Here is a 26,530-nt window from a genome sequence, read left to right on the forward strand (position 1 = left end):
CCGCCCTGCGCGCGCCCCGCCGAGTCGAGCATCCGAACGAAAAACGCGCTCAAAGCGCGTGCGGCGTAAGACCAGTATCACCCAACGCGCCGCGGACCATAACATGCAATGAACAAATTCCAACGTGGGGCGCTGGCGGCGCTTCTGATCGTCATCGTGGTGACTGCGGCGCTCGCACCGGCGGGCATCGGCTTTTTATTGGCGGAGCGCAGCCGCCGGCAGGAGCGAGTCGAATTGCTGAACACCGCCGCCGCCGCCGCGCTGTTTCGGGCGGAAGACGTAACGCGCCGTCTGTCGGGCGCGCTCGGCGAAATCGGCAAGGTGAGCGCCACGCCATGCTCGACGATCTATCTCCACGAACTCAGGCGCATTGCGCTGACACATACACAAGTGCGCGATGCGGGCGCCTACGATCACGACGGCCGCTGGCAATGCTCGTCGCTTCTGGGCGCGGTGTCGGCGGGCACGCTCGAAGGGCTCACGCTGCCGGCTCCGGACTGGCGTTCGCGCGACGGCGTGAGCGCCTGGTATGCGCTCTCGCGTTTGCCGGGCGGCAAGGAGTCGCTCGTCATGGGCCGCGACGGTTTCTACGTCGCCGCCGATCCTTCGCTTTATCTCGATGGTCGCGACAACGCGAGCGCGCCCGCGAGTCTCGCGGTCATCAACACCGAAGCGAGCCGCGTGATCGCGCGCACGCCCGCCACCGATACCGCCGCCATCCTCGCCGTTTATCGCACGCCATCGCCCGGGCCCGATTGCGCGTCGTGGGTCGTGCGCCGGTCCGTGTCGCTGCCGCTCGCGGTGGTCGTGAGCGCGCCGCATCAGACCTTCAGGCAGCGTGTTTCCACCTTGCCGTGGGGATGGCTGCTCGGCGGCATGGGCGCGGGTCTCGCGTGCGCGGGCTGGGCCGCATGGTTCATCGTGAGAAGGCTCTCGCCGCGCGGTCAGTTGAGCGACGCGGTGCGGCGGCATCAGTTCATCGTCGCGTATCAGCCTATCGTCGATCTCGCCACGCGGCGTTGCGTCGGCGCGGAAGCACTCGTGCGCTGGAAGCATCATGACCGGATCGTGCGGCCGGATCACTTCATTCCGCTCGCGGAGCATGGCGGGCTGATCCAGGCCATCACCGATCAGGTGCTCGACACCGTGCTCTTCGAACTCGGCGAGTTTCTCAAGCGCTATCGCGATTACTACGTGTCCGTGAATCTGTCCGTGCCGGATCTCACGACGCACCGTTTTCTCGACGTGCTGCGCCCGGCGGTGGCGCGGGTCGGCGTGCGGCCGCAGCAGATTCGCATCGAAGCGACCGAGCGCAGTTTCCTCGATGCCGCCGCCGCGAAGGAAGTCATCAGCGCGTTCCGCGATGCGGGGCACGCGGTCTATCTCGACGACTTCGGCACCGGCTATTCGAGCCTGTCCCACTTGCAGAATTTTCGCGTGGATGGCCTGAAGATCGACAAATCGTTCGTCGATACCATCGGTCAGGACGCGGCATCGAGCAGCGTGGCCTCGCATATCGTCGACATGGCCGAGACGCTCGACGTGCAGGTGATCGCCGAGGGCATCGAGCGCGAGGAACAGGCGGCGTATCTGCAAGCGCGGGGCGCGAAGTTCGGTCAAGGCTGGCTCTTCTCGCCGCCGCTCTCGGCTGCCGAGTTCATTCGCTACGCAAGCAGGACACGCGGCCACTGAGCGGGTTGGAATCGCCGGTATCGTCCTCATCTGGTGGGCTGACCTCAAGGAGCCACGACCATGAACGACCAGACAGCAAGCGCTTTTCTTCGCGATGTTCGTCATCCGCTGCTCACGCTTCATCGCAGCGTGCTCGCGCACATGCGCGTGCGCCACGAGGCCGAGTTCGGCGCGGTGTCGCCCGGCGAGTTCCTACAGATCGTGATCAACGGTTCGGCTTATAAATGGCTCTCGCCCTTGTCGGCCGTGATCGCCGCCATCGACGACGTCCTCGACGACCGTGAAGCCACGCCCGAGGCGCGCATCGAGCACGCGAAAGCGGTGGCCGCGATGTTCCGCGCCGAAACTCGCGAAGCCGCCTTCGCCGAACGTTTCCTGCCGCTGCTGCAGGAAAGCGCCGATATCGCGGTGGCCAACGGCCAGGTCGCGCAACTCGTGCGCGCGCTGCCAGCGGATTGAACGCGACGCGGCCACGACAGGTCATCGTCTGGACGCCGACGCGTCTATCGAAAATGCGACCTGAAAGCGCGATTTTTCAATGTCGTGCGTGCGCGGGTTCCGATCCGCGCTCGCGTACGCAGCGGCGTCTCGACTGCCTTCACACACGGATGCTGCATCGCAATATAAGCCAGCTTGCGCTTTGAGCGATTATTTTTAGCTTGCGAGGATCGCCGCCAATCGAAGAACGAATTGGAGGCGCTCCTTGTCTTTACACGGTTTCGGTCCGCTCCTCTGGGCGGGCGCCAGGGAAACGCTCGCGCTCGCGGTGCTGTCGCTTCTCGTGGCGGTGCTGCTCGGACTTGCGGGCGCGACGGCCAAGTTGTCGCGGCATGGCGCGCTGCGCGCTATCGCCACCGCCTACACGACACTCATCCGCTCCGTTCCCGATCTCGTCCTCATGCTGCTCTTGTTCTACAGCATTCAGATCGCGATCAATCGCGTTACCGATGCCTTCGGCTGGGACCAGTTCGACATGGACCCCTTCACGGCCGGCGTGCTGACGCTCGGGTTCATCTACGGCGCGTACTTCACCGAGACCTTTCGCGGCGCGTTCCTCGCCGTGCCGCGCGGCCAGCTCGAAGCGGGTAGCGTCTACGGCATGAGCGGCATGCGCGTGTTCGGCCGCATTCTTTTTCCGCAGATGATGCGCTTTGCGTTACCGGGCATCGGCAACAACTGGCAGGTGCTGGTGAAGGCGACCGCGCTCGTGTCGATCATCGGGCTCGCGGATGTCGTCAAGGCGGCGCAGGATGCGGGCAAGAGCACCTTCGACATGTTCTTCTTCATCCTCGTCGCGGCGCTCATCTATCTCGCGATCACGAGCGCCTCGAATCTGGTGCTGATGGCGCTGGAACGCCGCTATTCCATTGGCGTGCGGCACGCCGAACTCTGACCACTCGCGCTTTCCATGATCCAGATCCTTGCCGACTACTGGCGCCCGTTCCTGTACTCCGACGGCATGCGCGCGTCGGGTCTCGTCGTCACGTTGTGGCTGCTGGCGGCATCGATCGCGACGGGCTTTTGCGCCGCCGTGCCGCTCGCCTGCGCGCGCGTGTCGAAGCGCCGCTGGCTCTCGACGCCCGTGCGTCTCTACACCTACGTGTTTCGCGGCACGCCGCTCTACGTGCAGTTGCTGCTGCTCTACACGGGCATGTACAGCCTCGAATTCGTGCGCTCGCAGTCGCTTCTCGAAGCGTTCTTCAAAAGCGGCTTCAATTGCGCGATCCTCGCCTTCGCGCTCAATACCTGCGCCTACACGACCGAGATCTTCGCGGGCGCGATTCGCGCGATTCCGCACGGCGAAGTGGAAGCGGCGCGCGCCTACGGCATGAGCGGCTTCACGATGTATCGCCGCGTGATCCTGCCATCCGCGCTGCGCCGCGCCTTGCCTTTGTACAGCAACGAGGTGATCCTGATGCTGCATGCCACGACGGTCGCGTTCACCGCCACCGTGCCCGACATCCTGAAGGTCGCGCGAGACGCTAACTCCGCCACGTATCAGTCGTTCGAATCGTTCGGCATTGCGGCGCTGTTGTATCTCGCGATTTCGTTCGCGCTCGTGGCCGCGTTCCGGCGCGCGGAGCGGCGCTGGCTCGGCTATTTGAGACCGGCGAGCCGTTGACGAGCGGTAAAATCCGAAGCCATGCATCACGACAAGCCATCATCCGAGGAGAAAGCGTTGGAGCCTACCGCCAAAGACGTCGCGACCAAGCTCGTCGCCAGTGACATTCACAAGCGCTACGGCGACAACGAAGTGCTGAAGGGCGTGTCGCTCTCGGCGCGCGCGGGCGATGTCATCAGCATCATCGGCGCGAGCGGTTCGGGCAAAAGCACGTTCCTGCGCTGCATCAACTTTCTGGAGAAGCCCAACGCGGGGCAGATCGTGGTCGACGGCGAACCCGTGCGCACGAAGGCGGACAAGGCCGGCAATCTCGATGTCGCCGATCACAAGCAGTTGCAGCGCGTCCGCACCAAACTCGCGATGGTGTTTCAGCACTTCAATTTGTGGTCGCACATGACCGCCATCGAAAACGTGATGGAAGCGCCCATCCACGTACTCGGATTGTCGAAGAAGGAAGCCGAGGACCGCGCGCGTACGTATCTGGAGAAAGTGGGTTTGCCGCCGCGCGTGGAGAAGCAGTATCCGTCGCATTTGTCGGGCGGCATGCAGCAGCGCGTGGCGATTGCGCGCGCGCTTGCCATGCATCCCGATGTCATGCTCTTCGACGAACCTACGTCCGCGCTCGATCCCGAACTCGTCGGCGAAGTGCTTAAGGTCATGCAGAAGCTCGCGGAGGAAGGCCGCACGATGATCGTCGTCACGCACGAGATGGGCTTCGCGCGCAACGTGTCGAATCACGTGATGTTTCTGCATCAGGGACGCACCGAGGAAGAGGGCGCACCCGCCGATGTGCTGAGCGCGCCGAAAAGCGACCGCCTGCGTCAATTCCTGTCCGGCAGTCTCAAGTAAGGTGGGGCTGTCGCCGCCGGGTTCCGCGGGCTCGTCTCGGCCGTTGCAGGTCGTGATCGTGGCGCTGCCGCCGGTATCCATGAGCGGCATCGCGCCGATCATCGACAGTCTTCTGCTCGCCAACGAGATCGACGGGCACAGGCTTTACGAATGGCGGATCTGTTCGTGGGACGGCCGGCCGGTGCCGCTCTCGGGCGGCGCGCACATGCCCGCCGATTGCGCCTTCAACGACGCGGTGCAGTGCGACTGGCTCATCGTGATCTCGGAGCGCTACCAGCAGTTCGCCGACTACCGCCTCTTTCTGGCAAGCCTCGCGCGCGTGGCGCCCCGCACGCCGCTCGTTTCCGGCATCCATCACGGTGTCTGGTGGCTCGCCATGGCGGGACAACTCGCGCAGTATCGCGTCGCGGTGAACTGGGAAACGTATCAGCAATTCACCGAGCAGTTCGAGCGCGCCATCGTCTCGCAGCAGATCTTCGAGATCGACCGGAATCGCGCGACCTGCGCGGGCGGGCAAGCGAGCATCGACTTCATGCTGGCGATGATCGCGCGCGATCACGGCCAGGATCTTGCCGAACGCATTGCCGATTCGCTCGGCGTCGGCGTGTTGCGCGCGGGCACGGAGCGGCAGCGCATTCCGTTCGTGACCGCGCCGGGCGAGCGTCATCCGCGTCTGAACGACGCCTTGCAGCTCATGGAAGCGAATATCGAAGACCCGCTCGCCACCGATGAAATCGCGAACCTCATCGGCATTTCGCGGCGGCAGCTCGAACGGCTGTTCCGCCAATACCTCGGCGCGATGCCATCGAAGTACTACCTCAATCTGCGGCTCACCAAGGCGCGCACGCAATTGCAGCGCACGAGCAAGTCGGTCGTGCAGATCAGTCTCGCATGCGGCTTTTCTTCAGCGGCGCATTTTTCGAATGCTTATCGCGACCGTTTCGGCGTGACGCCGCGCGAGGAGCGCCGCAACTGGATCGAGAAGCAGCGCGGCGGCGTGGTCGACGAACCGCGCGGCGGCGCGCTCATCGAACCGCCCGATGGTAGCGGCCAGCGCAATTGACGAGGTGCCTCGCGGCGCACGCCATCGACCGAAACGGAGCCTGTCCGCCGGTCAATGGACGCATCGAGCGAATCACGAAGTTTTGCACCGGCGCTTTTTTTACGAAGTCGCCGCCGGCAAGGTATAGACGCTCGTTTTTCTCATTTGCATCGTGTACTTGGTCGTCATTCCGTCCGGCCCCGACTTGGGATCGCTCAACGTTCCTTTTTCCGCCAGGACGCGGACCGAGACGGTGCCGTTCATGTCCTTGGAGATGACCGCTTCTCCAGTGCCTACCACGCTCTTCGAGTTGTCCGGTTCGAAGTAGTCGAACATCGACATTCGTTCAGCGGAGTTGCCAGTACTCGGATTCGTCAGGCTTCCCGATTTGCCGTTATAGACGATCACCGAGAATGGATACTTATTGCCGACGTTCATCAGGTCTTGACCGCCGGGCGAGGCAGAAGCAACGACCGGGCTATCTGGGCGCATTGCGTTGTGCGCTCGGACGATTTCAGCGGCGCCGTCCGCAGAGGTCGTCCATCCTGGACCCGCGCGATTGGTGCCGGCGTGGTAAGCATAAAAGTTCCGTCCGTCCGATGCCATCACCACGGAACATCCGGACAGAGTGCCTGTGGTCACGAGGACGGTTCCCCCGCGCGGAATCTTCGAGTACGGCACCGCGATGGCACCGACTCCCTCCCGGCCGTTGTCGATACTGATGATCTGATCGGTTTTCTTGAGCGAGATGCCTTTCTTGTCCCAATAAGTACCGGTGAACATCTTCATTTTGCTGTCGTACGAGGTCGCATCCTTCGTCTCGCCTACGTTCAGCACGTCGCGGCGCTGATCGTATCGCGCTTCGGTGGCGTCCATCGGCGCGGCCATGTCGGAGACGTCTCTGTCGTGCCGATAGTATTCGAACCGGACGCGCAACGAATTCATTCGTTGCTGTTCGGCCGCCTGATCGGTGGGTGCACGTAATTTGAGCGGGCCTTTTCCGGCCAATTTCTCGACATCGCGCTGGCCGAGCTGGCGGGCAGGCGGCCGTGTCGTGCTGCCGCCCCCGGCTGTCGAAACGCCGGAGGTACCGGGTTGTTCCGGGCGCATGCGCGGTGGTTTGGTCGGCCCCAACAGGTACCCGATGCGCCCGTCCTGGAGATGTACAGGCCGCTTGACGAAAGGCGTCGAAGGTGTTGCAGGCGGCGTCTCGTTTCGTGCGCTTTGCACGGCTCCCAAGTTCGGCCGCACGTTCAGCTCGTCGAGCAACTCGTGCGCCAATGCTCTCGTAAGTGGCTTTCCTTCTAAGACTTGATTCAAGCCGCCAGTCAACATACCGGCAACTTTCATGGCCCAGCCAGCAGGCGTTAATGCCATGAACTGGTCCGCCACGCCGGTATACCGTTCTATGGTCGATGCCTCTTCGGGAGTAAGCGCTTCTCCTCTTGCCAGCTTCTTACCGAGGTCCTGCGAGCTTTTTACGAAGGACGCGAGGGGATTTTTAAGAGCCTCGGACGTCATTTCGAGAACTTCGGCTTGCGTATAGTCCGTCCGGATAATCGGCCCGCCTACATAGCTGATCTGCACTTCGTCTTGAGTATGGGTGGACGGTGTGTCCAGCATGCTCTTGAGCGCGGGATCGACACGCGCAAGATATTCCGTCGCGACAGCGAACCGCCTTAGAGCGACGATTTCGTCCGCCGTTAGCTCCTGATGAGCCTGCAATTTGCCTTCAATCGCGAGAACGTTATTTCCCAGCATGCCGAATCGATTGGTAATTGTCTGCGCGACCAAGTCGGGGCTAAGCGTGAGCCAGCTTCCTCCCTTCGCGGAGACGGAATATCCGTTTGGCGTATAACGCGTGAATACGTTCTGCCCCTGAAAGGTGGGTGGCGTTGCTGGCGGCCTTTGCGGGCCTCCCGTCGTGCCTGCGCTCCCAGGCGGAGTATTTTCGCTTCCCACACGGGGCGGCGGGGCCGCCAACGCTCTCGTACCGGCCGGCATCAGCGATTCCGGCGGCAAGCCGCTCGTATCTTGCGTCAGTTCATCATTCGATACGCCGTACATATACCCAGTTTGCGAATTCACCTGCATATGGACCTCCTCAACGAGCTGTGGTCAATCCTTTTGTTACAGCTCGAGCGTACGAGATGAGGTACGGCGGGGGTAATACGCGATCAATGCGCCGGATAAATCGCGCAATCCTGCGATAGGGAAGCGTGCTCCAAGGCATTGCGCTGCGGTCTTGCACGCGCCGTTCCGCGAAAAGCCCTCGAAGCATGTCGCGAACGCGCAAGACGGATGGCGCGCGATTGCCTAATATCGGAGACATTGCAATGGCAGACGAGGAGCACAGCATGAGCGAGATCAAGGTAAGCCGCGATACGTTCGACGAAGTCATGGTGCCGGTGTTTTCGCCGGCGAGTTTCGTGCCGGAAAAAGGCCGCGGCTCGCGCGTGTGGGATACCGAAGGAAAAGACTACATCGACTTCGCGGGCGGCATAGCGGTCACGGCGCTCGGTCATGCGCATCCCGAACTGCTCAAGGTCTTGCACGAGCAGGGCGAAAAGCTCTGGCATATCGGCAACGGCTACACCAACGCGCCGGTGTTGCGCCTCGCGAAACGCCTCACGGACCTCACTTTCGCGGATCGCGCGTTCTTCGCCAACTCGGGCGCCGAAGCCAACGAAGCCGCGCTCAAGCTCGCGCGCCGTTATGCCATCGACACATTCGGTCCGGAGAAGATCGGCATCGTCTCGTTCACGCAATCGTTTCACGGCCGCACTTTCTTCACGGTGAGCGTGGGCGGCCAGCCGAAATACGCGGAAGGCTTCGGGCCGCAGCCGCAAGGCATTCGGCATTTGCCGTATAACGATCTCGCGAAGGCCGTCGAAGCCATCGGTCCGGACACGTGCGCGGTGATCGTCGAGCCGGTGCAAGGCGAAGGCGGCGTGCTGCCCGCCGATCCCGCGTTCCTCGAGGGTCTGCGCCGAGCCTGCGACAAGCACGGCGCACTCCTGATTTTCGATGAAGTGCAGACGGGCGTCGGCCGCACGGGCACGTTCTACGCATACATGCAGTATGGCGTGACGCCCGACATTCTCACGAGCGCGAAGGCGCTGGGCAACGGTTTTCCCATCGGCGTGATGCTGACCACCGAAGCGATCGCAAGCCATTTCTCGGTCGGCGTGCACGGCACGACGTATGGCGGCAATCCGCTTGGCGCGTCGATTGCGGAAAAGGTCGTCGAACTGATCAGCGATCCAACGGTGCTCGCCGGCGTGGAAGCGCGCAGCCGCGCGATCAAGGCGCATCTGCAGCGGATTGGCGAGCGCTTTAACATGTTCAGGGAGATTCGCGGTCGCGGTCTTCTGATCGGCGCGGAACTCAACGACACTTACAAGGACCGCGCGAAGGACGTGCTCAATGCGGCAGCGGCGAATGGCGTGATCATGCTGATCGCCGGCCCCAACGTGCTGCGTTTCGCGCCGTCGCTCATCATGCCGATGGCCGATCTCGACGAAGGCTTCGCGCGTATCGAGCAGGCAATCGGCCAGCTTCTGGGCGCGTCCGCCGTCACTCGCTAACAGGACCCGATGATGCTATTCGTTCGTCCCGCAAGACTCTCCGATCTCGACGAGCTCGAACGGATGGCGCGTGCGGCGCAACCTGTGCTGCATTCGCTGCCGCGCGACCGCCGCGCGCTCGAAACGCGCGTTGCGCTCTCGGAAGATTCGTTTCGCGCCGAGGTGGATTTGCCCGGCGAGGAGTTCTATCTCTTCGTGATGCAGGATTCGACGACGGGCAAGCTGCTCGGGACATCGAGCATCGTCGCGTCGGCAGGGTACTCGGAGCCGTTCTACGCGTTTCGTAACGACGCGCTGATCCACGCATCGCGCGAACTCAAGGTGAATCGCAAGATCCACGCGCTCACGATGTCGCACGAACTCACGGGCAAGAGCCGTCTCACGGGCTTTTATATCGATCCGTCGCTGCGCACGCCCGAAGGCGAAGCGGCGGCGCATTTGCTGTCGCGCTCGCGCATGTTGTATATCGCCGCGAACCGCAAGCGCTTTTCGAGCGAAGTCTTCTCGCTGATGCTCGGCGTCAGCGACGACACCGGCGCGTCGCCGTTCTGGGAAGCAGTGGGACGCAAGTTCTTCAGCCGCGACTTCGAGCAGGTGGAACTCGAATCGGGTGGACGCAGCCGCACGTTCATTGCCGAAGTCATGCCGAGTTATCCCATCTATGTACCGCTCTTGCCAGGCGAAGCGCAGCGCGTGCTCGGCGAGCCGAACGAAAGCACGCTCCTTGCATACGACATCCATCTGGAAGAGGGCTTCGAGCCCGACCGTTTCGTCGACATCTTCGACGCCGGCCCGGTGTTGACGATAGCCGTGGACAAGAGCGCATCGGCGAGTTCGGGCGAATTGCGCACGGTGCGCGATGGCGCGCTTGCCGGTTCACGCGCCGCGCCGTATCTCGTGGCCGCGGGCGGCGCGCACGAATTTCGCGCGATCGTCGCACCATTGGCGGGCACGCGGTCCGACGGCGCGGCCTTGAGCGCCGACGCGCGCGCGGCGCTCGGCGTGCAGGAGAAAGAGACGGTGCGTGCCGTGCCCTTGCATCAGGCTTCGGGAGAATTGCAATGATCGTCGTGCGCTCTGTGCGGCCGGGAGATGTCGACGCACTCGTCGCGCTGGCCCTCGAAACGGGGCCGGGCCTGACCACCTTCAAGCCGGATCGCGAGGCGCTCGCCGCGCGCGTCGAACGCGCGCGCCGCACGCTTGCGGATGCCGCCGAGGCTTTCGAGGCAGGCTATCTCTTCGTGATGGAAGACACCGCGACGGGCGATATCGCGGGCGTTTGCGGCATCGAAACGGAAGTCGGACTGGAGCAGCCGTTCTACAACTATCGCGTGGCAACGGTCGTGCATGCGAGCAAGGATCTGGGCGTATGGACGCGTATGTCGCTGCTCAACATCTCGCACGACCTCACCGGTTACGCGGAAGTGTGCTCGCTGTTTTTGAGCCCGCGTTATCGCACGGCGGGTGTCGGCGGTTTGCTGTCGCGCTCGCGCTTCATGTTCATCGCGCAATTCACTTCGCGGTTTCCGCAGCGTCTGTGCGCCGAGTTGCGCGGTCATTTCGATGACAACGGCGAGTCGCCATTCTGGAACGCGGTCGGCTCGCATTTTTATCAGATCGATTTCAACGAAGCGGACTATCTCAGCTCGCATGGCAAGAAGTCGTTCGTGGCGGAACTGATGCCACGTTATCCCGTGTACCTCGACTTGTTGCCCGATGCCGCGCGCGATGCGGTCGGCATCACGCATCGCGATACCGCGCCCGCGCGCAAGATGCTCGAAGCCGAAGGGCTGCGCTACGAGAATCACGTCGATATCTTCGATGCCGGTCCCGTGCTCGAATGTCACGTCGCGGATTTGCGCACGGTGCGTGAAAGCGTGCTGGCCGAAGTGAGGATCGGCGTGCGCGATGCCGCCATCGAAAGCGATGCGCGCAGTCTCGTATCGAACACGCTGCTCGAAGGGTTCCGCTGCGGCGCGACCGTCGGCGCGGTCGATGACGGCAAGTTCCTGCTGACTCAGGAAGAAGCCGATGCCCTGCGCGTAACCGCAGGCGATGCCGTGCGCGTGCTCACGTCTTATCCGCGCGCCAAGTAAAGAGAAACGACATGAGTATCCAGAATCGGTTGTATATCGGCGGCGAGTGGCTGGAAGGCAAGGGTGCGGCGTTCGCCTCGCGCAATCCGGCGACAAACTCGGTCGTCTGGCAAGGCAACAGTGCTTCGGCCGACGATGTCGAGCGCGCGGTTTCATCGGCGCGGCGCGCGTTTGCGTCGTGGTCGGCGGTGAGTTTCGATGAACGCGTCGCCATTGCGCGCCGCTTCGCCGCGTCGTTGAACGAGAACAAGGAAGCGCTCGCCGACGCCATCGGCCGCGAGACCGGCAAGCCGTTGTGGGAAGCGCGCACCGAGGTGGCTGCGATGGCCGCGAAGGTCGATATCTCCGTGCAGGCCTATCACGAGCGCACCGGCGAGAAGCGCGCACCCATGGCCGATGGCGTCGCCGTGTTGCGGCATCGGCCGCATGGCGTCGTCGCCGTGTTCGGGCCGTACAACTTTCCGGGGCATCTGCCCAATGGTCATATCGTGCCGGCGCTCATTGCGGGCAACGCGGTCGTGTTAAAGCCTTCGGAACTCGCGCCGGGCGTGGCTGCAGCGACGGTCGCGTTGTGGAGCGAAGCAGGCTTGCCCGCCGGCGTGTTGAATCTCGTGCAGGGCGAGAAGGACACAGGCGTGGCGCTGGCGAATCATCGGCAAATCGACGGGCTTTTCTTCACCGGCAGTTCGGATACGGGCACGCTGTTGCATCGCCAGTTCGGTGGGCGGCCGGAGATCGTGCTCGCGCTGGAAATGGGCGGCAACAATCCGCTCGTCGTCGCGCATACGGACGACGTGGACGCCGCCGTGCATCACACCATTCAATCGGCGTTCTTGTCGGCGGGGCAGCGCTGCACGTGCGCGCGCCGTCTCTTCGTTCCCGACGATGCCTTCGGCGAGCGCTTCATGCAGCGCTTCGCCGAAGTGAGTGCGAACATTCGCGTTGGCGCTTACGACGAAGATCCGCAGCCGTTCATGGGCGCGGTAATCTCGGCGCGCGCGGCGGCGCGGCTCGTAAAGGCGCAGGCGCATCTGATCGAAGCGGGCGCGGCGCCCGTGCTCGAGATGAAGCAGCGCGCGGCGCATCTGGGCTTCGTCACGCCGGCTATCCTGGATGTGACCCACGCGGCCGACGTTCCCGACGAAGAGCATTTCGGGCCGCTCGTGCAGGTCACGCGCTACCGGACTTTCGACGAGGCCATCGAACGCGCGAACGATACGGCCTACGGTCTCTCGGCAGGCTTGCTCGCCGACGACGAAGCCGCGTGGACGCACTTTCAGCGCACCATCCGCGCGGGCATCGTCAACTGGAACCGGCCGACCAACGGCGCTTCGTCGGCGGCGCCGTTCGGCGGCATCGGGCGCTCGGGCAATCAGCGGCCGAGCGCGTACTATGCGGCGGATTACTGTTCGTACCCGATGGCATCGGTGGAAAGCGCGCAATTGCAGATGCCCGCGAGCGTGTCGCCGGGACTCACGTTCTAAAGAACCGCGAAGGATCAAGGATGTCTTCATTCGAAGCGAACTTCGACGGGCTGGTCGGCCCGACGCACAACTACGCGGGGCTGTCGTTCGGCAACGTCGCGTCGCGCAGCAACGAGAAGTCGGTGGCGAACCCGAAGGCCGCCGCGAAGCAGGGCTTGCGCAAGATGAAGCGGCTGGCGGACCTCGGCTTTAAGCAAGGCGTCTTGCCGCCGCTCGAACGGCCTTCCGTGCGTCTTCTGCGCGACGTCGGCTTTTCCGGCGACGATGCCACGGTCATCGCGCGCGCCGCTCGCGAAGCGCCCGAACTGCTGGCGGCGGCCAGTTCCGCATCGGCGATGTGGACCGCCAACGCCGCGACCGTCAGTCCTTCCGCCGACACCGCCGATGGCCGCGTCCACTTCACGCCCGCCAATCTCGCCGCGAAGCTGCATCGCGCGATCGAGCATGGCGAAACGCGCCGTTCGCTCGCCGCGATCTTCGTCGACGAAGCGCGCTTTCGCATTCATCACGCGCTGCCCGGCACGCCCGCGCTCGGCGACGAAGGCGCGGCGAATCACACGCGTTTTGCGCGCGAATATGGGGAGAAGGGCGTCGAGTTCTTTGTCTACGGACGCAGCGAATATGCGCAGGGACTGCAGCCGCAACGCTATCCCGCGCGGCAGACGCTGGAGGCGAGCCGGGCCGTCGCGCGCCTGCATGAACTCGATGAGTCGGCGACCGTTTTCGCGCAGCAATCGCCCGATGTGATCGATGCCGGCGTGTTCCACAACGATGTCATCGCGGTCGGCAATCGCACGACGCTGTTTTGCCATCAGCGCGCGTTCGTCGATCAACACAACGTGTACGACGAACTGAGCGCGAAGCTCGCGGCGCGTGGCGCGGTCTTCACGGCGCTCGAAGTGCCGGAGAGCGAAGTGAGCGTCGCGGATGCGGTCTCGTCGTATCTTTTCAACAGTCAGTTGCTGTCGAACGTTCAGGGCAAGCAGGTGCTCGTCGTGCCGCAGGAATGCCGCGAGAACGAGCGCGTGGCCGCGTATCTGGATTCGCTGGGCGAGCGATCCACGCCGATCGACGAAGTGCTCGTCTTCGATCTGCGCGAGAGCATGAAAAACGGCGGCGGCCCGGCGTGTCTGCGCTTGCGCGTCGTGCTGAACGACGTGGAGCACGCGGCCGTCAATCGCGATGTCTGGATGAAGGACGCGCTCTTCACCCGCCTCGATGCTTGGATCGACACACATTATCGCGATCGCCTCGCGGCCGCCGATCTCGCCGACCCGCAATTGCTCGATCAGTCGCGCACCGCGCTCGATGAATTGACGGCCATTCTCTCGCTCGGATCGATCTATGACTTCCAGCGCTGATGCCTTGCTGCTGAACGATTTCTTGCGCTTCACGCTGTCGGGCGCGCAGCCGTTGCAAACCTTCGGCGTCGCGCCTTCGGGCGTGCGCTGGACCTGGCAGGACGATGGCGTGCTGCTGCTCGAACCCGCGGCGAACGAGGCTTCGCCAAGCGTGATTGCATCGGCGGGCATTCATGGCGATGAAACCGCGCCCATCGAAATGCTGTCGCGGCTTGTTGCCGATATCGCGAGCGGCGCGGCGCCACTTGCCGCGCGCATGCTGGTGATTCTCGGCAACATCGAGGCGATGCGCGCGGGTGAGCGGTATATCGACGACGATCTGAACCGGCTTTTTAGCGGCCGCCATGCGAAGTTCACGCAGAGCCGGGAAGCGCCGCGCGCGGCGTCGCTCGAAGCGAGTGCGTTGGCGTTCTTCGAGGGCGTCACGCATGCGCGATGGCATATCGACATGCACACGGCGATACGCGCCTCGGTATTCGAGCAGTTCGCCTTGCTGCCGCACACCGGCGCACCGCTCGCACGCGCGATGTTCGACTGGCTGCGCGATGCGCGCTTGCAGGCGGTGCTTTTGCATCGCGAGAAGAACAATACGTTTTCATACTTCACGGCGCAGGCTTGCAACGCGCTTGCCTGCACGCTGGAGCTCGGCAAGGTGCGTCCGTTCGGCGCGAACGATCTCACGCGTTTTGCGGCATCGGATGCGGCGTTGCGTCGTCTGATAGGCGGTGAGCGGCCGGACGCGGATGCGCCGTTGCGCGTGTTTTCGGTGGTCGCGCAGATCGACAAGCAAAGCGATGCGTTCGTGCTGAACGTAGCTGGCGACGTGCCGAATTTCACGGCGTTTCCAGCGGGCACCGAGCTCGCGCATGATGGGGATTACCGGTATCGCGTATCGCACGATGAAGAGCGGATCGTGTTTCCGAATGCTCGGGTCAAGGCGGGATTGCGCGCGGGGCTGATGGTCGTCGATACGACCGAGGCTACGCTGGCGGCGCTCGATTGAGCGCTGGCGTTTGCGGTGGCGCTTGCACGTTTGTTCGAGCGTCGAGTCGTGCTTGTGGCCACACATCGGTCGCGATTATTGGGCGGCACATCGCCGAGATTTCTATCGAGGTGGGTGGCACGCCTTCGCGATCTGTCGCGTGTTTGCACTTGTGCGTGGCTTGCCCGTGCGTTTGCGTTTGGGCTCTAGCTTGAGCTTGCAGCACGCACCTGCCCGCGCACCCGGCCGTCCATTTGCACTTGCATGAACGCGACCGCCACTTGCAACTTTCCCGTCCACGTTATCTCCACAGTCTGTTGCCGCGACCGCGCTACAATCGCGGCCCTGTGTTTGATGCGGCGCAGCGATCATCGCCGAGACGTTTGAGCATGGCTTTCCGTGCCGCGATGCTTCGGACGCTGGCGGCATGCGGCATCTGACAGAGACGAACGAATCGAACTGGAAGGAGATGGACTTGATTAAACTGCAATGGCTCAATCGCAGGTTTGCCGCGTTCGCGCTCGTGAGCGTTTCCGCGGCGGCAGGCATGGCAACGCTCGACGCGCATGCCGCCGACAGCATGAAGGAACTGCGCTTCGGCGTGGAGGCGTCTTACGCGCCGTTCGAATCCAAGACGCCGTCGGGTGAACTGACGGGCTTCGATATCGACATCGGCAACGCGGTGTGCGCGAAGCTGAAGACGAAATGCGTGTGGGTCGAAAATTCGTTCGACGGCTTGATTCCGGCCTTGCAGGCGCGCAAGTTCGACGCCATCAACTCCGACATGACGATCACGGACAAGCGGCGCGTCGCGATCGACTTCACCGATCCCATTTATACGATTCCCAACCAGCTCGTCGCGAAGAAGGGCAGCACGATCCTGCCGAGCGTCGATGGTCTGAAGGGCAAGCGCGTGGGCGTGCTGCAAGGCTCGATTCAAGAGACATACGCGAAGGCGAAGTGGGCGCCGGCGGGTATCGATGTCGAGTCGTATCAGGCGCAGGATCAGATCTACGCGGATCTCGCGACGGGCCGTCTGGATGCCGCGTTCCAAGATGCCGAGGCGGCATCGAAGGGCTTTTTGAAGCAGCCGCAAGGCGCGGGTTTCGCGTTCGCGGGACCGGCGGTGTCGGATAACAAGCTGCTCGGATCAGGCGTCGGCTTCGGCGTGCGCAAGAACGATAAGGCGCTGAAGGATGCGCTCAATCGCGCGCTGAAGGAGTTGAAGGACGATGGGAGCATCGACCGGTTCGCGGCCAAGTACTTCGATGTGAAAGTGGTTTTGAAGTAAGGCTTGGTCTTGCTTGAGAAAGCCCGTTTCTGGCGAAAGCGGAACGGGCTTTTTTGCGGCGGAATAGCTAGCGAATCGCGCAGATGACGCCGAGGTAATCGGCCAATTCTTCTCGACTGATGTTGCCTTCGGCCACATCCACCATTGTTTCGACCAGATCCTCTTCAATGTCTGGCGTCGCGGACAAGTCGTATCCCTGTTCCCCCAGATACGCCAAGGCACAGACAAGCGCTGTTCGCTTGTTACCGTCGTTGAATACGTGCCCTCGGGCAATGGCCACCGCGTACATCGCTGCAATACCGAAAATATCGTCTGCCCTGCGTAGTGGGCGTGATTCTACTCGGGCAAGCACGGCGTCCACGCCGCCCGGACCCGCTTGCGCGAAACCCGGAAGCCCGCCTTCCCAGGCCAGTATGTCGACGTGCGCGACGATGACGAATTCAGCGTTTTATAGCATGGCGAGACTCAGCGCTTTGCGAGTGCCTTGATCGCGACGTTATGCGTACGGATCACCTTGCGGATCGCAGCCGAGGCTCTTTCGCGCGCTTCCGGCGTCGACATGTCGATGGCTCGTTCAGGCTTGGGCGTGATTCTTTCACGCGGCGGAATGTCTTCGACCGCGAAGCGACCGATCTTCTTGGATCCCATTCGAGACTCCTTTACTGCAACGAAAATTTCGTTCGACTTTACCTCGAACCCGTCCGTCGCATGAGCGGCACTGCTCGCCCTTCGTACCTCACATCGCCCCAATCACCACCGTACAAGTCGTCCCCGCCGCGAGCAGCACGCCCTCCGGCACATCATCGATCTTCACGCGCACCGGCACGCGTTGCGCGAGCCGCACCCAGTTGAACGTCGGGTTCACATCCGCGAGCAACTCACGGCTTTGCGGATTGTCGCGATCGTAAATGCCGCGCGAAATGCTCTCGACGTGACCCGTGAGCTCGCCGCCGCTCATCAAACGAATCTGCGCCTTGTCGCCGATCTTCACATGCGGCAACTTGGTCTCTTCGAAATAGCCATAGACCCAGAACGAATGACTATCGACGATGGCGAGCTTTGCCGCGCCCGCCGTCGCGTAATCGCCGCGATACACGTTCAGATTCGTCACATAGCCATCCACTGGGGAAAACACCTTGGTGCGTTCCAGATTCAGCTTTGCGGCATCCAGCGCGGCGTTCGCCTGCTGCAACTGCGCCTCGGCAGTCGATGCCGTCTGCATGGAGTTCTCGCGTGCTTCCTTCGAGACGACCAGCGCGTCCATGTCCGCGCGACGCGCCGCATCGGCCCGGCGCATGCGCAACTCGGCCGCGCGCGCCGCGACGTTCGCCTGCGCCTGCTCGACGGCGATCTGGTAATGCGACGGGTCGATCTCCAGCAGCAAGTCGCCTTTCTTCACGAACTGATTGTCGTGCAACGGCATCTGCACGACCGCGCCCGACACGTCCGGCGCCACGTTGACCACATCGGCGCGCACCCGTCCATCGCGCGTCCACGGATCGTTCATGTAATGCACCCACAGCATGCGGCCGATGACGAGCGCCGCGGCGAAGATGGCTATCGTCATGACGAAGCCGACGAGTTTTCTGATCAGCATGATGCAACTCTCTTGAATATGTTGTTGGCGACGAAGCGGTCGAGAATCATCGATACACCGCGAGACCCAGCACGCCGCACACGCAGACGAGCAGGCTCGCGCGAAACAGCGCCGGATGCCAGACCACGCGATACAGTCCGGTCAGCGCCAGCACGCGGTCGATGATCCAGGTGACGAGCCCGCCCGCGAGGCACAGCAAAAGCAGCGTTGGCACGTAAGCTTCGAGAATCGCGGTATCACGCGGCATGGGACGCTCCTTCAGGCGAAATCGGTTGGAACGCTGCGAACGGCGATTCCGGGTCGAGCAGCGCGGTACGAATGAAATGCAGATGACTCACGATGCGTTGCAGCCGATGCCGCTCTTCACGCGGCGTATCCGAATCCGAAGCGTGCGAAGCAAGCCTGGCCTGCATCTCGTCGATGGCGTGTTCCGTCGCGACGAGCGCGCCATCGAAACGCGCTTGCCGTGGCCGATCGAAAAGCCGCGCCACCGCATCGAGCGTCGGGTTCACGACGCGTTCGAAGCCCGCCATTTCGCGTCGCAAATCGATCACCGCATTGCCGAATTCGAGCACCGCGAAGAGCCACTGCAAGGCCTCGCGTTGCAGCGCGGGCTTGTCGGAAGCGAGCGCGTTGATCTGCGAAAGCAGGTCGCGCGTGCGGCTTTCGAAATGCGTCGTCAGTTGCGCGAGACGTCCGCGCCGCGCGCTCACTACTTCGCGGCGCAGGTCCGCGAGCAGCAGACGGCGCAGCCACGGCGCATCGGTCGGCAGGAGCACGGCGAAGGCGATCGCGGAGACGATCATCGACAAGACGAGCGCGATGGCGTCGTTCATGAAGCCGGTCGGATCGTAATGAACGAGGTTGTCCGGCCCCGCGAGAAAGCAGAAGAAGATGCAGTAGCCGATGCCCACGCCCGCGAGCGAGCGACGCGTCGTCAAGAACGCGCCGAGCATGAGCGCGGGCACGAGCGCCGCGCACATCAGCACGAAGCCGTCGATATGCGGAAACACGCCGAACACGACGATCATGCCCGTGATGCTCGCGAGCGTCGTGCCGATAGCCATTTGCGCGGCCATCTGCGTCGGCCGTGGCGACGACGACGCCAGCGCGCAAACGGCAGCGGCGTTGAGCACCATCGTGCCGCCGCTCGGCCACGCGCTCGCGATCCAGAACGCGCTCAGGACGAACATCACGACCGCGCCGCGCAGGCCGGAAAGTGCGGCCGCGAGCAGATTGGTCTTGGGCACGTAACGCGCGACCCAGCGCTCGCGTTCATGCGACGGCGCCGCGAGCGACGCGTAGGTGTCGGCATACGCGAGCATGTCGTCGACGAAACGATAAAGCAGCTCGGTCGCGGTATCGAATTCGAGTGCGGTGAAGCCGGGCGCGGCTTCGAGCGAGATACGCGTCGCGCGCACGCGCCTGGGCAACGCGGCCTTGTAGTCGCGCAATTGCGCGGCGGCGTGCGCGGCGTCGGCAGCGTTGCGCACCGGCTCGCCCGCAATCAGCAACAGCGGCGGCACTTCGTGGATGAACGGTTCGAGCGCATCGATGGTCGTGCCCGACGCGTTTGCGCGCAGCCGGTTCATCAACTGATGCAGCGCGTGAAAGCGCGTGGATGCGCTCATGAATTCGCTATTCAGCCGCGCGAGCCGCCCGCCGCGCCGCCGCGATTCGGGATGCTCGAAAATCGCGACACTGCGCGCCGCCTCGAAGCCGACGATATCCGCGACGAAGCTCAGATTGGTGCGTTCGATTTGCGCGCGCTCGAGCTTGCCGGACATCGCGTGACAGAGGTAATCGACGAATTGCGTGAAGCGCCGTCGCACCGTGGTGCGGATCTGCTCGCCCGCGAGTTGCGGAAACACGAGCGCGCTCACGGCGCCCGCGCACACGATGCCGAGCGACACTTCGCCCACCCGCGTCAGGGCCGACAGATACGCGCCATCCGGATGCTGCGCCGCCGGTATGCCGATCAGCGCCGCCGTGTATCCCGCGAGCACGAAGCCATACGAGCGGAAGTTGCGATTGCGCGCCGCGCCCGCCGTGCAGATGCCGACCCAGAGCGCCGTCGCCGAGAGAAACAGCACCGGCTGCTGCGAGAACAGGCTGATGAATGCGAGCATGACGACGAGACCGACCATCGTGCCGCAGAAACGGTAGAAGCTCTTCGCGAGCACCATGCCGCTTTGCGGCTGCATCACGACGAAGACGGTGGTCATCGCGGTGCGCGGCTGCTGCATGTCGAGCCGCATGGCGATCCATAGCGCGATCAGCGCCGCCAGCACCGCCTTGAAGATGTAGATCCACGCGAGGCCGTCGGTGCGCGCCCAATCCGCGAAGGCGTTCACGAGCGATGCGCGCTTGTCGATGAGAACAGTGGCCATGAACGTTCTCCTCACTTCACCGAGGACGACGCGCCGAGCGACGAACCGAACGGGCCGATATGCTTCGCGGGCGCGAGCGCCGTTTCTTGCGGACCATTCGAGGGATCGTCGATACCGCCGCCGAGCGCGGAGGTGAGCGTTGCATAGGCTGCGAGCCGTTGCGCCCGCACGCGTGCTTCGCCGTCCTGCGCGCGCAGCAATTGCGCTTGCGCGATCAGCACGTTGACGTAATCGGTCAGGCCGCGCTTATAACCGGCGTTGGCGAGGTCGTAGTTCTTGCGTGCGGCGGCGACCGAGCGCCCCGACGCTTCCAGCTGCGTGTCGAGCGAACGCACGCGCACGACCTGATCGGCGATGTCCTTGAGCGCGGCGACGAGCGTCGCGTCGTAGTGATCGACGGCTACGTCGTATTGCGCCGACACCGCGCCGAGTTGCGAGCGCAGCCGTCCGCCTTCGAAGATAGGCAACGACAGCGCCGGGCCGAACGTATAACCCGTCGCCTTGCTCGTGAGGAAGCTGAGCAGCGCGCCGCCCGCGAAAGTCTGCGTGAGAGACGCCGCGAGATTGATGTTCGGATAGAACTCGGCCTTCGCGACATCGATACCGCGCGCTTGCGCCGCCACCATCCAGCGCGCCGCGACGATATCGGGCCGATGACCCACGAGTTCGGCGGGCAGCGACGAGGGCAAGGGCAGCGGCGTCGCGAGCGCGAGCGTGGGACGCGTGAGCGCATCGCCCGCGCCGGGACCTTCGCCTGCAAGCGCGGCGAGCTGATGGCGCGCGAGCTCAATCTCTTCCTGATAGATATCGACCTGACGCTCGTACTCGGGCAACGGCGTTTCGGCCTGACTCACTTCGAGCTGTGTGCCGATGCCGCCTTTTAAACGCCGCTCTGCGAGATCCGCGATCCGCTGCTGCTGCGCGAGCGTCTGTTGAGCGATATCGAGCAGCGCGAACGCCTGCGAAAAGCCGATGTAGGCGCGCACCACGTTGGTTTCGAGTTCGAGCTGGGCGGCGCGGGCATCGGCCGCGCGCACGTGGGCGACATCGAGCGCGCGTTCGGCGGCGTTATCGTCGCGGCCCCAGAGATCGAGGTCATAGGAGAGCGAAAGGCCGGCGGTGTCGTCCCACGTAGTCGTGCCGCCGTAGTAGCCGGGGCCGTAGAAGTCGTTCTCCGGCCAGTGCTTGCGTTGCAGGCTCATCGCGCCATCGACGTGCGGCAAAAGCGCCGAGCGCGCCACGCCGGCTTCCTCGCGCGCCTCGCGAACGCGTGCGGCGGCCATCGCCAGTGTCGGGTTGCCGCCGGTTGCGCGTGTAATCCAGGCATCGAGCTGCGGATCGCGATACGCGCGCCACCATTCCTGGCCGGGCCACGCAGCGTCCGCATTGGCGGCGCGAATGGCGTTGCCGACATCGAGCGTTGCCGGGTCTTTCAGCGGATCTTGCGGCGCAACCTTGCCCGTACTTGCGCATCCGGCGATTGTTAAAAATGCCGTAAGAACCGCGGCATAAGCGGCGTGACTGAACGACCGGCTCCGCACGATTCCCTCCCAAAATTGAATAGAATTTGAGAGTGAATTATATTTTTGCAGGGATTGTCGAATAACCAGTAACGATGTAAAGCATTCTTACTGAGATTGCGATAATCGCTGTTACTGGTCATGTAACAATTCGATCTACACAAACGCCGAAAAACGGGAAAGCGTCATGGATACGCTCCAAAACATGCGCGTGTTCGCGCGCGTCGTCGAGGCGGGCAGTTTCACCGCCGCCGCGCAGCATCTCAATACGACCACCGCCTACGCGTCGCGCGCCGTGTCCGACCTCGAAGCGCATCTGCGCACGCGGCTGCTCAATCGCACGACGCGCCGAATCGCGCTAACCGAGGCGGGCGAGCGCTATTTGCAACGCTGCGAGCAAATTCTCGCTTACGTCGATCAGGCCGAAGCCGAAGCCAGCGACGCCCACGCGCGTCCGGCCGGCAAACTCAAGGTGCATTCGATGACGAGCTTCGGCGTGCACTATGTCGTGCCGATGATCTCGCGCTATCAGCAGCGTCATCCGTCCGTGCAGGTCGAGCTGACTTTGGCGCAACGCGTGCCGGATCTACTGGACGAGGGTTACGACGTGTCGGTGGTGCTGGCTTCTGAGTTGCCGGATTCCGCATTGGTGTCGGCGCGGCTCGGCACGGTGTTCAGCATTGCATGTGCGTCACCGGCGTATATCGAGAAGCACGGCACGCCGCATGTGTTGTCCGATCTGGTGCGCCACACCTGTCTGCAATTGATGACGCCCGTGTTTCCGCCCGACCGCTGGGTCTTCGACGGTCCGAACGGGCAGGAAACGGTCAGTCTCGGCGCTTCGCCCTTCACGGTGAACGTGGCCGACGCCATGGTGACGGCGATCCGGGAAAACATGGGCATCGGCGTATTGCCGACGTCCTCCGCGCTGCCCGCCTTGCGCGCGGGCACTTTGGTGCGTGTGCTGCCGCAATACACGATGCAGGAACTGACGGTCTACGCGCTGTACCCGTCGCGCCAGTATCTGGACGCCAAGATCCGCACGTGGGTGGAGTTTCTGCGCGAGGCGTTGCCCGACACGCTCGCCGCCGATTCCGAGTCGCTCAAGGAGTTCGTAGTAGGCTGAATAGGCTTGCCGTCAGTGCTGTCGGCTCCGGCGCGCTGACCGAAGTCCGGTTACGAAATAAGCTGCGGCGCAACACTTGCTTACTCCTGATTCACCCGCATTTGCTACTGTCTGTCTACGTTCACTGCATTTATCTTGGGGACTCGTCTGATGAGCACGCCACTTATGTTCGCTCTTGCCGCGCTTGTGTCGTTGATCGCCGTTCCGGCGTCGCGCGAGCTTTTCAATGCCATGCGTGCCCAGTCGGAAGAAGAGGCAAGAAAGCGCCTGATCCCGATTCGCGTCGAAAGCAACCGCGACCGGCGCACCCGCTGAATCTAAAAAAGCGCTTCCAGCGGCTCGATGAGCCGCGCTTCGTCCGTGGTGGCGCGGTTCACATCGGTTGAAACGCGGTGCCAGACGAAGTGCGAAGCCGGCACGCCGTCGGACTTCACGAGCCGCGCCAAATCCTCCGCTGATGCGTCCGGGTCCAGCCAGCGCCGCGCCGTGGCTGCGGAGAAAACCAGCGGGCGGCGGTCGTGGACGTCCACGAGGCCTTCGTCGGCTGCTGCCGTGACGATCACGAAGCCCGCGCCGGGCTGCGCGGCGTCCTCCTCGCGCGTGATGCTCGTGAGCGCGGCAAGGAACATGGGCTCGCCGTCGGCGCGTCGAATGTAATACGGTTGCTTGAGGGGCTTCGCGGCGGCGGGTTTGGTCGCCAATTCGCCCGGACGCGGCTCGATTCGCCATTCGAACCAGCCATCCGCCGGCACGAGAATGCGCGCTTTTTTCCACAGATTGCGAAAATAGGCACTGGTCGACGCCGTCTCGACGCGCGCATTGATGGTCTGCGGCAACTTCTTTTGTATCGCCCACGGCGGGCAATATCCCCAATGCACAGCGCGAATCGATTCGTCAGGATAGACGGCGAGCGGATGCGTGCCCGGCGACAAGTTGTAGCCGGGCCGCCGGTCGGCGGCATCGACGAGTACGAACGGGTTCTTCAGATGCAGACGTTGCGCGTAATGCATCGGCAGTCGGTACTGGCTGATTCGGCCGCACATGGCTTGGCTCCCGTTATTCGCGTTGCTCCGTCAGATTTCGACGACCTTGTCCCAGGCGAACTGTTCGTTTTCCCAGCGCCCGGAGCGACGGTCGAAGTAGCCGCGCGGATTGCAGACCACGCGCGTCCCATTCGCCGTGTAGTCGAACGACGTATGCGTGTGGCCGTGAATCCAAAGCGCGGCGGGCGTGCGGGCGAGCGTCGGCAGATGATTGACGAAGCCCGCCGACACGATATCCGTTGCATACCGCTCGGACAGACTTTCGCGCAACGGCGCGTGATGCGTGACGACGATCGTCTGGCCCGCGAACGGTCTGGCCAATTCGTTTTCGAGCCACGCGCGCGCTTGCTCGTGCAGCGCGAGGGAATCTTCCGGCGCGAACGCGCGGGGTTCGCCGTCTTGCTCCGGCCACGCGAGCTGGATCAGCCCTCGATAATCCAGCATGGCCTTGATGCACGCTTCCTGCGCGCGGCCGATTTCTTCGTCGCTCGACCCGAACAGCGCGAAGTCGGTCCAGAGCGTCGTGCCGAGAACGCGCCACGCGCCGCGCCGGTCGACGAGCGCCGCGTTGTTCAGGTAATGCACGTTGTCCACGCTTTGCGCCGCGTCGAGCATGGCAACTTCCATCGCGCCGAATTCGGCGTCGTAGTACTCGTGATTGCCCGGCACATAGACGATAGGCACATCCGAACCGAAATTCTCCACCGCCCAACGCACGCCTTCCGCGTGATTGTGGATATCGCCCGCCAGCACGACGAGATCGGCTTCGGCATAAGGAATCGCGAGCGGCTCGTCGTTTTCCAGGTGCAGGTCCGACAGCACGCGTATCTTCATGCGATGTTCTCCTTCCTTGTCCCGGCTTGCGCCCAGCGCACGACCTTGCCCGGATTCATGCGATTCTCGGGATCGAGCGCGGCTTTGATGCTTTGCATGAGGCGCACCTCGACGGCCGATTTATAGTGCATCGCTTCGTCCACCTTCAGTTGCCCGAGACCGTGCTCGGCGCTGATACTGCCGCGATGCGCATGCACCTGGTCGTAGACGAGTGCGTTGATCGGCGTCTGGAACGCTTCGAGAAATTGCTTCTGATCGACGCCTTCGGGCGCCTGCACGTTGTAATGCAGATTGCCGTCGCCCAGATGTCCGAAGGTCACCATGCGCGCGCCGGGCGTGGCTCGAGCGATGATCGCGTCGGTTTCCTCGATAAAGCGGCCGATGCTCGAGATCGGCACCGCAATGTCATGTTTGATGTTCAGCCCTTCCTCCGCCTGCGCGAGCGGGATATGCTCGCGCAAGTCCCAGAATGCCTGCGACTGCGCGAGGCTTTCCGCGACCACGGCATCTTCGACAATACCTTCTTCCATAGCCTGTTCCATCAGCCTTTCGAAGAGCGCGCGGGCGTGTTCGTCGCTTTCGCTGTCGGAGAGTTCGAGCAGCACGGTTTGCGCGTGCGGTTCGCCGAACGGATAACGCAGTTGCGGAAAATGCCGGCCGACGAGGCGCATCGAGAAGTCGGACATGAGCTCGAAGCCGGTCAGGAGCGCACCTGCGTGACGTTGCGCCATTGCCAGGAAATCGAGTGCGGCGTGCGGCGAGGCTAGACCCGCGAGCGCTGTCACGCGCGCGACCGGCGCGGGATGCAGTTTCATCACCGCCGCCGTGATGATCCCGAGCGTGCCTTCCGCGCCGATGTACAGATCGCGCAGATCGTAGCCGGTGTTGTCCTTGCGCAAGCCGCGCAGGCCGTCCCAGATATCGCCTTGCGGCGTCACGACTTCGAGGCCCAGGCACAACTCGCGCGTGTTGCCGTAACGCAGAACGCCCGTGCCGCCCGCGTTGGTCGAGAGGTTGCCGCCGATCGTGCAACTGCCTTCGGCCGCGAGACTCAGCGCGAAGAGACGTTGTGCGCTTTCGGCGCGCGCCTGGACTTCGGCGAGCACGACGCCTGCTTCGACGGTAATGGTGTTGTTATGCGGATCGATACCGCGAATGCGGTTCAGGCGGCGCAGGCTCAATACCGCTTGCGCGCCGCTCTCGTCGGGGGTTGCGCCGCCCGCGAGTCCCGTGTTGCCGCCTTGCGGCACGATGGCCACGCCGTGTTCATGCGCGAGTCCGACGACGGCGGCGACTTCCGCGGTGTCGGCGGGAAGCAGCACGGCGCACGCATTGCCGCGATAGCGCTTGCGCCAGTCGACGAGAAACGGCTCGGTGTCGTGATCGTGCGTGAGAACGTGGGACGCGCCGAGCAGTTCGGTGCAGGCGGCGATGAACGGGGCGTGAGAGGCAGTCATGGATGAGGGCAGATTGGACCGTGTAGCGTAGTCGACAGTATCGCGCAGCGGGGCGCG

The 26,530-nt window shown here is 63.4% G+C and carries 25 protein-coding genes; 15 read left to right on the forward strand and 10 right to left on the reverse strand.

Going from position 1 to position 26,530, the window contains the following annotated elements:
- Nucleotides 1–108: 108 nt before the first annotated feature.
- From NCR98_RS05405 to NCR98_RS05430, 6 genes are all read left to right on the forward strand, one after another.
- Entirely contained in the window at nucleotides 109–1,692 is a 1,584-nt protein-coding gene (locus NCR98_RS05405) for an EAL domain-containing protein (RefSeq protein ID WP_250525696.1), read from the forward strand.
- A 60-nt stretch (nucleotides 1,693–1,752) separates the two neighbouring features.
- A complete protein-coding gene (locus NCR98_RS05410) occupies nucleotides 1,753–2,151 on the forward strand; it encodes a hypothetical protein (RefSeq protein WP_250525697.1) in 399 nt (132 codons plus the stop codon).
- Between the two features lie 244 nt (nucleotides 2,152–2,395).
- The gene (locus NCR98_RS05415) at nucleotides 2,396–3,085 is read left to right on the forward strand and encodes an ABC transporter permease (RefSeq protein ID WP_250525698.1); all 690 of its coding nucleotides are present in this window, start codon (nucleotides 2,396–2,398) and stop codon (nucleotides 3,083–3,085) included.
- A 15-nt stretch (nucleotides 3,086–3,100) separates the two neighbouring features.
- Entirely contained in the window at nucleotides 3,101–3,814 is a 714-nt protein-coding gene (locus NCR98_RS05420; RefSeq protein ID WP_250525699.1) for an ABC transporter permease, read from the forward strand.
- Between the two features lie 21 nt (nucleotides 3,815–3,835).
- Nucleotides 3,836–4,663 (forward strand): ABC transporter ATP-binding protein, encoded by an 828-nt coding sequence (locus NCR98_RS05425; RefSeq protein ID WP_370652102.1) that lies wholly within the window; start codon nucleotides 3,836–3,838, stop codon nucleotides 4,661–4,663.
- A gap of 79 nt (nucleotides 4,664–4,742) precedes the next feature.
- Complete coding sequence (locus NCR98_RS05430) at nucleotides 4,743–5,726, forward strand: GlxA family transcriptional regulator (RefSeq protein WP_250525811.1); 984 nt, start codon at nucleotides 4,743–4,745, stop codon at nucleotides 5,724–5,726.
- A 99-nt stretch (nucleotides 5,727–5,825) separates the two neighbouring features.
- Here NCR98_RS05430 and NCR98_RS05435 read toward each other — a convergent pair whose 3' ends face one another.
- Entirely contained in the window at nucleotides 5,826–7,799 is a 1,974-nt protein-coding gene (locus NCR98_RS05435) for a cytotoxic necrotizing factor Rho-activating domain-containing protein (RefSeq protein WP_250525700.1), read from the reverse strand.
- A gap of 263 nt (nucleotides 7,800–8,062) precedes the next feature.
- Between NCR98_RS05435 and NCR98_RS05440 the strand changes: the two genes are divergently transcribed.
- The 7 genes from NCR98_RS05440 to NCR98_RS05470 all read left to right on the forward strand — a co-directional run bounded on the left by NCR98_RS05440 (nucleotide 8,063) and on the right by NCR98_RS05470 (nucleotide 16,506).
- Nucleotides 8,063–9,292, forward strand: a complete 1,230-nt coding sequence (locus tag NCR98_RS05440; protein WP_250525701.1) for an aspartate aminotransferase family protein — start codon at nucleotides 8,063–8,065, stop codon at nucleotides 9,290–9,292.
- A 12-nt stretch (nucleotides 9,293–9,304) separates the two neighbouring features.
- Nucleotides 9,305–10,357, forward strand: a complete 1,053-nt coding sequence (aruF, locus tag NCR98_RS05445; protein WP_250525812.1) for an arginine/ornithine succinyltransferase subunit alpha — start codon at nucleotides 9,305–9,307, stop codon at nucleotides 10,355–10,357.
- On the forward strand, nucleotides 10,354–11,388 hold the full coding sequence (gene astA, locus NCR98_RS05450) for an arginine N-succinyltransferase (RefSeq protein WP_250525702.1): 1,035 nt from the start codon (nucleotides 10,354–10,356) through the stop codon (nucleotides 11,386–11,388). The genes aruF and astA overlap by 4 nt, the downstream gene beginning before the upstream one ends.
- Before the next feature lie 11 nt (nucleotides 11,389–11,399).
- Nucleotides 11,400–12,872, forward strand: a complete 1,473-nt coding sequence (gene astD, locus NCR98_RS05455; RefSeq protein ID WP_250525703.1) for a succinylglutamate-semialdehyde dehydrogenase — start codon at nucleotides 11,400–11,402, stop codon at nucleotides 12,870–12,872.
- Between the two features lie 20 nt (nucleotides 12,873–12,892).
- Nucleotides 12,893–14,233, forward strand: a complete 1,341-nt coding sequence (astB, locus tag NCR98_RS05460) for an N-succinylarginine dihydrolase (protein WP_250525704.1) — start codon at nucleotides 12,893–12,895, stop codon at nucleotides 14,231–14,233.
- The gene (gene astE, locus NCR98_RS05465) at nucleotides 14,217–15,236 is read left to right on the forward strand and encodes a succinylglutamate desuccinylase (protein WP_250525705.1); all 1,020 of its coding nucleotides are present in this window, start codon (nucleotides 14,217–14,219) and stop codon (nucleotides 15,234–15,236) included. Before astB ends, astE begins: the two co-directional genes overlap by 17 nt.
- 457 nt (nucleotides 15,237–15,693) lie before the next feature.
- A complete protein-coding gene (locus NCR98_RS05470) occupies nucleotides 15,694–16,506 on the forward strand; it encodes an ABC transporter substrate-binding protein (RefSeq protein ID WP_309845207.1) in 813 nt (270 codons plus the stop codon).
- Nucleotides 16,507–16,573: 67 nt separating this feature from the next.
- On the opposite strand, the gene NCR98_RS05475 is transcribed toward NCR98_RS05470, so the two are convergent.
- The 6 genes from NCR98_RS05475 to NCR98_RS05500 form a co-directional block, all read right to left on the reverse strand.
- Nucleotides 16,574–16,939 carry a type II toxin-antitoxin system death-on-curing family toxin gene (locus tag NCR98_RS05475; protein WP_350029502.1) on the reverse strand — a complete coding sequence of 122 codons (366 nt, stop codon included), beginning with the start codon at nucleotides 16,937–16,939 and terminating at the stop codon, nucleotides 16,574–16,576.
- 32 nt (nucleotides 16,940–16,971) lie between these two features.
- On the reverse strand, nucleotides 16,972–17,154 hold the full coding sequence (locus NCR98_RS05480; RefSeq protein ID WP_250464389.1) for a hypothetical protein: 183 nt from the start codon (nucleotides 17,152–17,154) through the stop codon (nucleotides 16,972–16,974).
- A gap of 88 nt (nucleotides 17,155–17,242) precedes the next feature.
- Nucleotides 17,243–18,103 carry an efflux RND transporter periplasmic adaptor subunit gene (locus NCR98_RS05485; protein ID WP_244827672.1) on the reverse strand — a complete coding sequence of 287 codons (861 nt, stop codon included), beginning with the start codon at nucleotides 18,101–18,103 and terminating at the stop codon, nucleotides 17,243–17,245.
- A gap of 46 nt (nucleotides 18,104–18,149) precedes the next feature.
- Complete coding sequence (locus NCR98_RS05490; RefSeq protein WP_250464390.1) at nucleotides 18,150–18,350, reverse strand: DUF1656 domain-containing protein; 201 nt, start codon at nucleotides 18,348–18,350, stop codon at nucleotides 18,150–18,152.
- On the reverse strand, nucleotides 18,340–20,493 hold the full coding sequence (locus tag NCR98_RS05495) for an FUSC family protein (protein ID WP_250525707.1): 2,154 nt from the start codon (nucleotides 20,491–20,493) through the stop codon (nucleotides 18,340–18,342). The genes NCR98_RS05490 and NCR98_RS05495 overlap by 11 nt, the downstream gene beginning before the upstream one ends.
- Before the next feature lie 11 nt (nucleotides 20,494–20,504).
- A complete protein-coding gene (locus NCR98_RS05500; RefSeq protein ID WP_250525708.1) occupies nucleotides 20,505–22,034 on the reverse strand; it encodes an efflux transporter outer membrane subunit in 1,530 nt (509 codons plus the stop codon).
- A 166-nt stretch (nucleotides 22,035–22,200) separates the two neighbouring features.
- Here NCR98_RS05500 and NCR98_RS05505 point away from each other — a divergent pair, with 166 nt between their 5' ends.
- Nucleotides 22,201–23,139, forward strand: a complete 939-nt coding sequence (locus tag NCR98_RS05505) for a LysR family transcriptional regulator (protein ID WP_244827676.1) — start codon at nucleotides 22,201–22,203, stop codon at nucleotides 23,137–23,139.
- A 150-nt stretch (nucleotides 23,140–23,289) separates the two neighbouring features.
- Complete coding sequence (locus NCR98_RS05510) at nucleotides 23,290–23,454, forward strand: hypothetical protein (RefSeq protein WP_244827677.1); 165 nt, start codon at nucleotides 23,290–23,292, stop codon at nucleotides 23,452–23,454.
- Nucleotides 23,455–23,456: 2 nt separating this feature from the next.
- Here the strand turns inward: NCR98_RS05510 and NCR98_RS05515 are convergent, their stop codons facing one another.
- The 3 genes from NCR98_RS05515 to NCR98_RS05525 are packed head-to-tail and all read right to left on the reverse strand — an operon-like array spanning nucleotide 23,457 to nucleotide 26,473.
- Nucleotides 23,457–24,182: an SOS response-associated peptidase gene (locus tag NCR98_RS05515; protein WP_250525709.1), complete on the reverse strand. Its 726-nt coding sequence runs from the start codon at nucleotides 24,180–24,182 to the stop codon at nucleotides 23,457–23,459.
- Nucleotides 24,183–24,212: 30 nt separating this feature from the next.
- Nucleotides 24,213–25,016 (reverse strand): metallophosphoesterase, encoded by an 804-nt coding sequence (locus tag NCR98_RS05520; RefSeq protein WP_250525710.1) that lies wholly within the window; start codon nucleotides 25,014–25,016, stop codon nucleotides 24,213–24,215.
- Entirely contained in the window at nucleotides 25,013–26,473 is a 1,461-nt protein-coding gene (locus NCR98_RS05525) for an FAD-binding oxidoreductase (RefSeq protein WP_250525711.1), read from the reverse strand. Before NCR98_RS05525 ends, NCR98_RS05520 begins: the two co-directional genes overlap by 4 nt.
- Nucleotides 26,474–26,530: the final 57 nt, after the last annotated feature.

The organism is Caballeronia sp. GAWG2-1, from assembly GCF_023631405.1.
Lineage (GTDB): Bacteria > Pseudomonadota > Gammaproteobacteria > Burkholderiales > Burkholderiaceae > Caballeronia.